Source organism: Myxococcus xanthus (genome assembly GCF_013116825.1).
Classification (GTDB): Bacteria; Myxococcota; Myxococcia; order Myxococcales; family Myxococcaceae; genus Myxococcus; species Myxococcus xanthus_B.
On sequence record NZ_JABFNS010000110.1, the window covers coordinates 21,738 to 30,129 of the forward strand.

Below are 8,392 nucleotides of genomic sequence, written 5' to 3' on the forward strand. Positions count from 1 at the left end.
CATCCGGGGGGATGCCACATGCCCAATCTGCTCGACATGCCTCGCCAGGCATTGATGGACCTGCGTTCACGGCTCAGCCATTCGACGCTCGTGTCCCAGCTACCGCGCAACGTCGTGCCGGACAGTCTGTCCCTGTCCAGTCCGGCGCCTCAGGATTTCGCGCTCGCGGACCCGGAGCGGGTGGAGGCATGGCGGAGGGCCTGCGAACGGTATGTGCGGCCTGGGCAGGTCGTCATGGATGCATGCACCGGAACGGGCCTGCGGACCTTCCTGGCGGCCAGCCGTCAGCCGAAGAAGCTGTACGCGGTGGATGGCTCGCGGCTGCTGGACACGGCGCAGTGGGTGGCGCGCCGCAACGGGCTGGAGCGCATCGACTTCGTGCGCGCGCAGCCCTGGCAGTACCAGATGCCGGAGAAGGTGGACGTCCTGCTGCATGAGTTGCTGGGCGACGCCCTCTTCGACGCGGGGCTGGTCCCTCGCATCCTGGACCTGCGCAACCGGGTGCTGAAGCCGGGAGGCCGCATCCTGCCCAACCGCTTCGAGGTCTTCGTGGAGCCGGTGCAGCTGCGGGACGAGGCGTGCATCCCCTTCATCTGGAGCCAGCGCTTCCCCAGCGTGGATTACAGCTGCCTGCAGACGCTGCGCGAGGCGATGAACCCGTCCTACTTCACGCGCGTCATCCGCTCCTACGAGGTGGACCACCTGTTGTGCGACCCGGAGCCCGCCTTCGCCTTCGACCTGGAGACGATGGTGGCCGACGGCCTGCCGCACCGCGTGCGCTTCTCGCGGCCCGTGGTGGACGAGGGGCGCGTGGACGGCTTCTGCCTCTTCTACAAGGTGGCCTTCGACGCGGAGCTGTCCTTCAACGTGTCGCCGCTGCGGGGGCAGAACTACGCGGGGATGATGCTCTTGCGCGTGGACTCGCGGGAGTTCGAGCGCTTCGACACGCTGTCCTTCGAACTGGACATGGTGGAGCACGCCGACGTGCGCACCTGGCGCTGGCAGTTCACCTGAGAGCAGAGTCCCCACCCGCAGTGCTGGCGGGTGGACAGCTCCCGCGGCGGGGAGGGTCCGCGGGAGCAGCGGGCGTGGCTAGCTTGCGCTGAGGCATGCCCTCTTCCCGACTCCTCCCCGTCCTGCTCCTGGCGCTGGGCGCCGCGCTTCCAGCCGCGGCCCAGACGTCCTCGCCGCAGCGTCCGCGCACGGTGGCCGGCGTGTGCGGCGCCACCAACTGGGCCTGCGTGGCCGAGTGCATCGACGCCGAGTGCGTCGACACCTGCATGCGTCAGGACTGTGAGCAGGCGCTGGAGCGGCTCAAGACGTGTACGCAGAAGGCGGGCTGCGCGCCGGACGATACCGAGTGTGGGCCCAAGGCCTGCCTGCCCATCTGCCAGCGCTCCTTCGAGCCCGCCCCGCCCAGCCCCGAGAAGGAGGTCTCGGCGCCGTGCGAGGGCGTGACGGCGCCAGGGGCGGCGCCTCCCAAGGCGTTGGTGGGGACCTGGACGCTGGTGGCCGCCAGCCTGCCGGAAGACGAAACCGTGCGGGAGGAGCGCATCGAGGCCCAGCCTCGTTCGGACTACGCGCGCTCGTTGCAGGTGACGCCGTCGGGCTGCTTCGTGCTGCGCACCTCGCTGGAGGCCGCGACGCTGGGGCAGGGCAACTCGCTGGTGGTCCGCGCCTGGGGCACGCTGGATGTGTCGGGCAAGGACCGGGTGCGGCTGCGCACGCGGGACGGTCAGGCGGTGGGCCCGGTGTGTGGCGACAAGCGCGTGATTCCCCTGACGGGACCGAAGCTCAAGTTTCGGGGGAGCGCCTATGTCTGGGACCTGGAGGAAGGCGTCCTCACGTTGATGGTGGATGACGAGACGAAGCAGACCTTCCAGTTCGAACGTGCGGCCCCGGAGAGCGGAAAGAAGTAGAACGGCCTCCACCGGGAGGTCGTGAGACATGGCGGCGCAGGAGCGGATGTCGAGTGTGGACGCGCTGTGGTTCCACATGGAGGAGCCCGCCAACCTGATGATGATTACCGCCGTGCTCTGGTTCGAGGGCCGGCTGGACTTCGAGCGGCTGCAGACGGTGGTGCGGGAGCGGCTGGTGGAGCGCTACCCCCGCTTTCGCCAGCGCGCGGTGGCGGGACTCATGGGCCTGCCGCAGTGGGAGGAGGTCCCCGCGCTCGACCTGGACTGGCACCTGTCGAGGCTCGACGTGCCCCCGCCGGGGGACCGCGCCGCCCTGGAGTCGCTGGTGGGGGAGTGGATGAGCACGCCCCTGGAGCGCTCCCGGCCGTTGTGGCAGTTCCATGTCATGTCGGCCGCGGACGGGCGCGACGTGCTGCTGGCGCGGCTGCATCACTGCCTCGCGGATGGCATGGCCCTGGCGCGGGTGCTGCTGACGCTCACGGATGGGGCGGAGGCGGAGATGGGCGCCGAGGCGCCCGAGCCCGCTCCGAGGTCTTCAACCGGTGGGCTCGCGAGCTGGGTGCGCGGGGCTCGGGCGGTGGCGGGGACCGCGCGCGCGGTGTGGCGCAAGGGCGCGGAGCTGGCCGCGGAGCCGATTCTCGTGGGCGACCTGCTGGTGCAGGGCGCTCGGGGCGCCGCGGCCATGGGCAAGTTGTTGGTGATTCCGCCGGACCCGCGCACGTCGCTGCGGGGGCCGCTGGGGACGCAGAAGCGCGCCGCCTGGTCGGACCCGGTGCCGCTGGAGCGAGTGAAGGCCGTGGGCCGCGCGCTGGGCGGCACGGTGAATGACGTGCTGCTGGCGGCGGTGGCGGGCGCGCTGCGGCGCTACCTGGAGTCGCTGGGGGAGCCACCCGAGGACCTGCACGCGCTGGTGCCCGTGAATCTGCGGCCGCTCGACGTGCCCGTGCCTCGTGAACTGGGCAACCACTTCGGCGTCGTCTTCCTTCGGCTGCCCGTGCAACTGGGTACACCTCAACGCCGGTTGCAGGAGCTGGTGCGGCGGATGGAGCGGCTGAAGCGCTCGCCGGAGGCGGTGCTGACCTTCGGCGCGCTGGAGTTGCTGGGGTACACGCCAGCGGCGCTGGAGCGATGGGTGGTGGAGACCTTCGGCTCCAAGGCCTCGTTGATTGCCACCAACGTGCCCGGCCCGCGCGCGGCGGTGTCCCTGGCGGGCAGCCGGCTGGAGGGCCTGACGTTCTGGGTTCCCCAGACGGGCCATCTGGGGCTGGGCGTGAGCCTCTTCAGCTACGCGGGGCAGGTGACGGTGGGCGTGGCGGCGGACGCGGGCCGGGTGACCGACCCGCATGCGCTCATCCAGGCCTTCCACGAGGAGCTGGATGCGCTCGCGACCGAGCGTGACTGAAGGGCCGACTACAGCAGCCCGTACTCCTCCAGCTTGTTGTAGAGCGTGCGCCGGCTGATGCCGAGCAGCCGCGCCGCCAGCGTCCGGTTGTCGCCCGCGCGCTTGAGCGCATCCACCATCGCCTGGCGCTCCATCTCCTTGCGCTGGGACTCCAGGGTGCGGGCGGAGTCCGTGACAGGCGCCGTCGGCGTCTCCAGGGCGCTGACGGAAGGTGCCGCGGCAAAGGGGGCGGGGGCCAGGCCTGGCTGGCGCGCCAGCTCTTGAAGGACTTCCTTCCCGCCAAGCACCTGCGTGTCGGAGAGCACCACCAACCGCTCCAGGAAGTTCTGGAGCTGCCGCACGTTTCCGGGCCACGGCTGGGCCCGCAGCGCCGCGAGCCCGTCGGCCATGAGGGTGAAGGGCGGGCGCCCGTTGGTCTTCGCGTGGACCTCCAGGAAGTGCAGGGCCAACGGCTCGATGTCGTCCGGGCGTTCGCGCAGGGCCGGTATCCACACGGGCACCACGTTGAGGCGGTAGAAGAGGTCCTCGCGGAAGCGGCCTTCCTTCACGCGCTCTTCCAGGGGCTGATGCGTGGCCGCGACGAAGCGGACGTCCACCTTCACCGTCTGCGTGCCGCCCAGCCGCTCCAGCTCGCGCTCCTGGATGACTCGCAGCAGCTTCACCTGGACAGCGGGGGAGATGTCGCCCACCTCGTCGAGGAACAGCGTGCCGCCATGGGCCAGCTCCACGCGCCCGGGCTTGCGCGTGGCGGCGCCCGTGAAGGCGCCCTTCTCGTAGCCGAACAGCTCGCTCTCCAGCAGGGTGTCCGGCAGCGCCGCGCAGTGCAGCTTCACGAAGGGGCCATCCCGCCGGGGACTGGCGTCGTGAACGGCCTTGGCCGCCAGCTCCTTGCCCGTGCCGGACTCGCCGCGCAGCAGCACCGTGGCTGTACCGGCGGCCGCCTTCACCAGCACGGCCTGCACGTCCGCCATGGCCCGGCTCCGGCCGATGAAGCCACCCGAGGGCCGCACCTGCTGGCGCGCCTCCTCGCCCTGCGCGCGCAGCAGCGCCTTGCGGACGGTGAAGAGAATCTCCTCCCGGTCGAAGGGCTTGAGCACGAAGTCCGCGGCGCCCGCCTTCATCGCCTCCACCGCCAGCGGCACCGTGCCGTGCGCGGTGAGGAGGATGACGGGCACGTCCGGCCAGCCGCGCGCCACCTCCGCGAGCACCTGCAGGCCATCCATGCCCGGCATGCGCACGTCGCTCACCACCACGTCCACCGGCTTGCTCGCCAGCAGCGCCAGGGCTTCCCGCCCGTCGCGCGCCGCATGCGTCGTCAGGCCCGCCTGCGTCAGCAGGGCGCCCAGCACCTTGGCCACGGCGGGGTCGTCGTCGACCAGCAGCACCGTGCCCCTCAATGATTCGTTCAAGCGGCTTCTCCCACGCCTGCGCCGCCCAGGCTCGCGTCCGTGACGGGCAGCCGCATCCGGACCACCGTACCGCGCCCCTCCCGGCTTGTCAGGAGCACCTCGCCGCCGTGTGCTTCCACCACGCGCCGGACGAAGGCCAGCCCCAGGCCGCTGCCCGAGGCCTTGGTGGTGAAGAAGTCGTCGAAGGCACGCTCGCGCGTCCGAGCGTCCATGCCCTCGCCGGTGTCCTCCACCTCCAGGGCCACGTCGGCGCCGTCACGCAGCGCGCGCACGGTGAGGGTGCCACCTCCGGGCATCGCCTCGCAGGCGTTGCGCACCAGGTTCTCCAGGGCGTTGGCCAGCAGGTCCAGGTCTCCCGCGCAGGGTGGCAGGCCGGCGGCCAGCTCCCGGATGATGACGACCTTGCCCGGGCTGGCGAAGGACTGGAGCGACAGCACGCCCTCCACCAGCCGGCGCAGGTCCACCGGCTTGGGCAGGGGCTCCACGCGCGCCAGCCGCTGATACGTGTCCACCACCCGGTCCAGGCGCTCCACCTGCTCCAACAGCAGGTCCAGGAACTCGCCGTGCCCGTCCCACGGACGCCCGCGCGCGTGCTCCTCCTTGAGGTACTGCGCGGCGCCCTTCATCGCGGCGATGGGGTTCTTGAGGTCATGCGCCATCTGCGCGGAGAAGCGGCCCAGCGTGGCCAGTTGCTCCAGTCGCTCGCTCCGGCTGACGTAGGCGGTGACGCCCCGGCGGGTCGCCGCCACCAGGGCGAACGTCACCGCCGTGGTGCAGATGATGAGCGTGCCCGCCTGCGCGACGAAGAGCCGCACCACGGCGAGATAGGCCAGCACCCCCAGCCCCGCGATACCCGCCGCGTGCAGCGCGAGCCGGGGCGCACCCGGGTCGTCTCCGAAGAGGCCGAAGCGCAGCGCCGCGGTGGCCATCACCGGCAAGCCCAGGAGCGTGCCCACGTGGCCGAGCCGCACCACCTCCAGGCCCAGCTCCGCCGCCAGCTCCGTCATCAGCAGGGCCACCACCAGCGTGAGCCCCAACAGCACCAGGCCCGCGCGGGCGCGCTCGTCGGGGTGTCGCGAGCGCAGCACGTGCAAGCCCAGGAGCGCGAAGCCTCCACCGAGGATGGGGATGGCCAGCGCGGAGACCAGCAGCCCGAAGCGCAGCGTGAGCAGGTGCGCCTCCAGCACGGGGGCGCCCAACGCCACCAGCATGGCGAGCGCCAACACGCCGAAGAGGGCATAGGCGCTGTACATGGCCCAGGCGAGGCTTCGTCGCCGTCCCACGAAGGACAGGATGAAGTGCAGCGCGCACGGCACCGTCATCAGGCCCGCGGTGAAGCCCACCAGCCGCCAGCCATCCTCGTCCGCGCGCACCAGCGCGAAGCCGGAGAAGTTCCACGTCGACAGGGCGATGGACAGCAGCGACAGCGGCAGCGCCAACGGGCTCTTGCCCACGCGCACCAGGGCCAGGCCCGCCAAGGCGAGCTGGCCCGCGCAGGCCAGGAGGCTGATCCACATCCCACCCGTCATGGGGCGCTCCGATGCAGGGGACTAGAGCATGCCCAGCCGGCGCGCGTTGGCCGGCTCCACCGCCGCGGCCTCCCAGCGGCGCACCGCCTGCTCGCGCTCGGCTTCGGGGGCATCCGCGTAGTAGCCCAGCGTGTCGTGCAGCGCGCGGCTCAGCTCCTCGATGGCCGCCAGCCTCACGTCCAACTCCCGGTGGCGCAGCGCGGAGACGAGCCAGTCCGCGCGGCGGCGGCTGCGATTCTCCGTCCACCACGCCGACCACTGACGCGGGTCCAGTCCCAGCGTGGCGCGCGTCACTTCCCGCAGCGCCTCCGCCGCGGCCTGGGCGCACATCTCGTCGTCGCCGCCCGTGAGGAGGATGAGGCCCTCAATCGCGTCGCGGTCATGCAGCGTGCCCAGGGCGCGCGCGGCCAGCGAGCGGCGCAGCGGGTCGCGGCTGCTCAGCTCGTGGCGCAGGTCGCGCAGGGAGGCGTCCAGCCGGGGCAGCTGCTTGAGCGCGGCGGCGGCCACGCGCGCGGCGCTGGAGATGTCCGGCTCCAGGTCGAACAGACCGCGCAGCACGCCGTCCACCAACTCCACATAGGGGAGGTTGCCGGCGGTGAGCAGCGCGAAGTAGCGCGTGTCCGCGTCCTGGGAGTCCAGCAGCGGCGACACGGCCTGCGCGGCGGGGCGGCCCAGTCGGGACAGGGCGCCGGGGATGGGCCCCAGCTCGTCCGCCTCGGGCAGCTCCACCACGGGCAGCCGGCTCCAGGCCGTGGGGCCGGGGAAGTGCTGGGCCAGCACCCGGGCGCTGGCCTCGGGCGAGCGCGCCAGCTCCGCCATGGCGTTGGCGCGCTGCGCGGCGTCCGGACCGGTGAGGCGGCGCAGCAGCGGCGCGAAGTCCGGCGGCGGGCGCTCCTCTTGTGACTGCGCGCGCGGCGGCAGCGCGGCGGCACGGCCCATGTTGCCGGTGGCACCGCGGCCGAAGAAGGGGCTCCAGCCGAGGCCGGCGACCACCGCGGGGGCTGGCGCGGGCGCGGGGGCCACGGGCAGGTCCACGTCGATGGTGAGCTCCATCTCGTCCGGCGCGCGCAGCTCCGACACGCGCTGCTTGCGGAAGAGGATGAGCTCCTGGAAGGCCGCCGGCAGGTCCTGGCAGAACAGGATGTAGTCGGACAGGCGGCGCTGGCTGATGGGCCGCTGGCCACAGTCACCGTAGAGGATGGCCACCAGCCGGCCCTTCACCTCGACCGGGTACAGGAAGACGGTGCGCGGCGTCTGGCGCCCGAACAGCTCCAGGTAGTGCCGCGTGAGCGCGTCCGGGGGCAGCGGACCCGCGTAGCTGCCGCGGGTGACGGCCACCGTGCGGAAGACGCTGCTGGCATCCAGCGGGATGGACACCTGCGTGAGCTGCTCTCCCGCCATGCCCTCGCCGCGAGCCTCCAGGCCCGTGGCGCCGCCCCGCAGCACGGCGAAGGAGGCGACGTAGTCGAAGGTCCTGCGGCCGAAGCGCAGCGCGACGTCGATGAGGCGGTCGCGGTCCTTGGTGGCTTCCTTCAGCGCGGCGCGCGCCTGGGCCAACGTCCAGTCCGGCACGTCCTGGCTCGGGGGCGAGGCAGGGGGACGGCTCTCCAGCGCGGCGGGCTTGGGACGGGGCTGCGGCGCGTTCTGCGCGGCGCCGGGGTTCGGGAAGACGAGGAACGCGGGCTCGCTGCGCGGAGCCGCCGCGGGCTTCGGCGGCGGCGCCACCGGCGTGGCGAAATGGAGCGTGGGCGGCGCGGCCGGCTGCGCGGGCGCGGGGGGCCACACCTGCGGCGTGCCGCTGGCGCCGGCCTGGGCCGGAGGCCACACCTGGGGCTGTCCCGAAGCGGGGGCTGCCGTGCCGGGCTGCGCCGGTGCGCGTGCTCCCGTCGAGGCCGGAGGGGAGGAGGGAGCAGCCGGCCTGGCGGCGGGCGCCGTCGCGGGGGCGCTGGGAGGGAGCGTCGCCGCAGGGGGGCTCGCCGGCGTGGGAGCATTCGCGTTGGACGGCGCGGTACCCGGGGCTGGCGTGAAGGGCAGCACCGGAATCTGCGCGGCCTGCGGGTTGGGACGCTGCGCCGGACGCGCGGGCGCTTCAGCCTGCGGCATGTTCAGCCGCAGCGGTGCCCGGACGAAGGC

At 72.7% G+C, this 8,392-nt stretch carries 6 protein-coding genes; 3 read left to right on the plus strand and 3 right to left on the minus strand.

Translation table 11 applies throughout. The features are described from left to right. Positions 1 to 18 precede the first annotated feature (18 nt). The 3 genes from HNV26_RS27085 to HNV26_RS27095 all read left to right on the plus strand — a co-directional run bounded on the left by HNV26_RS27085 (position 19) and on the right by HNV26_RS27095 (position 3,321). A complete protein-coding gene (locus HNV26_RS27085) occupies positions 19 to 1,014 on the plus strand; it encodes a class I SAM-dependent methyltransferase (RefSeq protein WP_171443862.1) in 996 nt (331 codons plus the stop codon). A 95-nt stretch (positions 1,015 to 1,109) separates the two neighbouring features. Continuing rightward, positions 1,110 to 1,919, plus strand: coding sequence for a hypothetical protein (locus HNV26_RS27090; RefSeq protein ID WP_171443861.1), 810 nt, complete (start codon positions 1,110 to 1,112; stop codon positions 1,917 to 1,919). Positions 1,920 to 1,947: 28 nt separating this feature from the next. Beyond that, positions 1,948 to 3,321, plus strand: a complete 1,374-nt coding sequence (locus tag HNV26_RS27095; protein WP_171443860.1) for a WS/DGAT/MGAT family O-acyltransferase — start codon at positions 1,948 to 1,950, stop codon at positions 3,319 to 3,321. Between the two features lie 8 nt (positions 3,322 to 3,329). Here HNV26_RS27095 and HNV26_RS27100 read toward each other — a convergent pair whose 3' ends face one another. The 3 genes from HNV26_RS27100 to HNV26_RS27110 form a co-directional block, all read right to left on the minus strand. Next, positions 3,330 to 4,730: a sigma-54-dependent transcriptional regulator gene (locus HNV26_RS27100; protein ID WP_171443859.1), complete on the minus strand. Its 1,401-nt coding sequence runs from the start codon at positions 4,728 to 4,730 to the stop codon at positions 3,330 to 3,332. Then, positions 4,727 to 6,259: a sensor histidine kinase gene (locus tag HNV26_RS27105; RefSeq protein WP_171443858.1), complete on the minus strand. Its 1,533-nt coding sequence runs from the start codon at positions 6,257 to 6,259 to the stop codon at positions 4,727 to 4,729. The genes HNV26_RS27100 and HNV26_RS27105 overlap by 4 nt, the downstream gene beginning before the upstream one ends. Before the next feature lie 21 nt (positions 6,260 to 6,280). Continuing rightward, positions 6,281 to 8,392 (minus strand): FrgA protein (locus tag HNV26_RS27110; RefSeq protein ID WP_171452902.1); only part of this gene is annotated, 2,112 nt, incomplete at its 5' end.

Bases quoted from the DNA above. Each gene is read 5' to 3' on its own strand.
- HNV26_RS27090 (WP_171443861.1), top strand. From the start codon at position 1,110: ATGCCCTCTTCCCGACTCCTCCCCGTCCTGCTCCTGGCGCTGGGCGCC.
- HNV26_RS27085 (WP_171443862.1), top strand. From the start codon at position 19: ATGCCCAATCTGCTCGACATGCCTCGCCAGGCATTGATGGACCTGCGT.
- HNV26_RS27095 (WP_171443860.1), top strand. From the start codon at position 1,948: ATGGCGGCGCAGGAGCGGATGTCGAGTGTGGACGCGCTGTGGTTCCAC.
- HNV26_RS27105 (WP_171443858.1), bottom strand. From the start codon at position 6,259: ATGACGGGTGGGATGTGGATCAGCCTCCTGGCCTGCGCGGGCCAGCTC.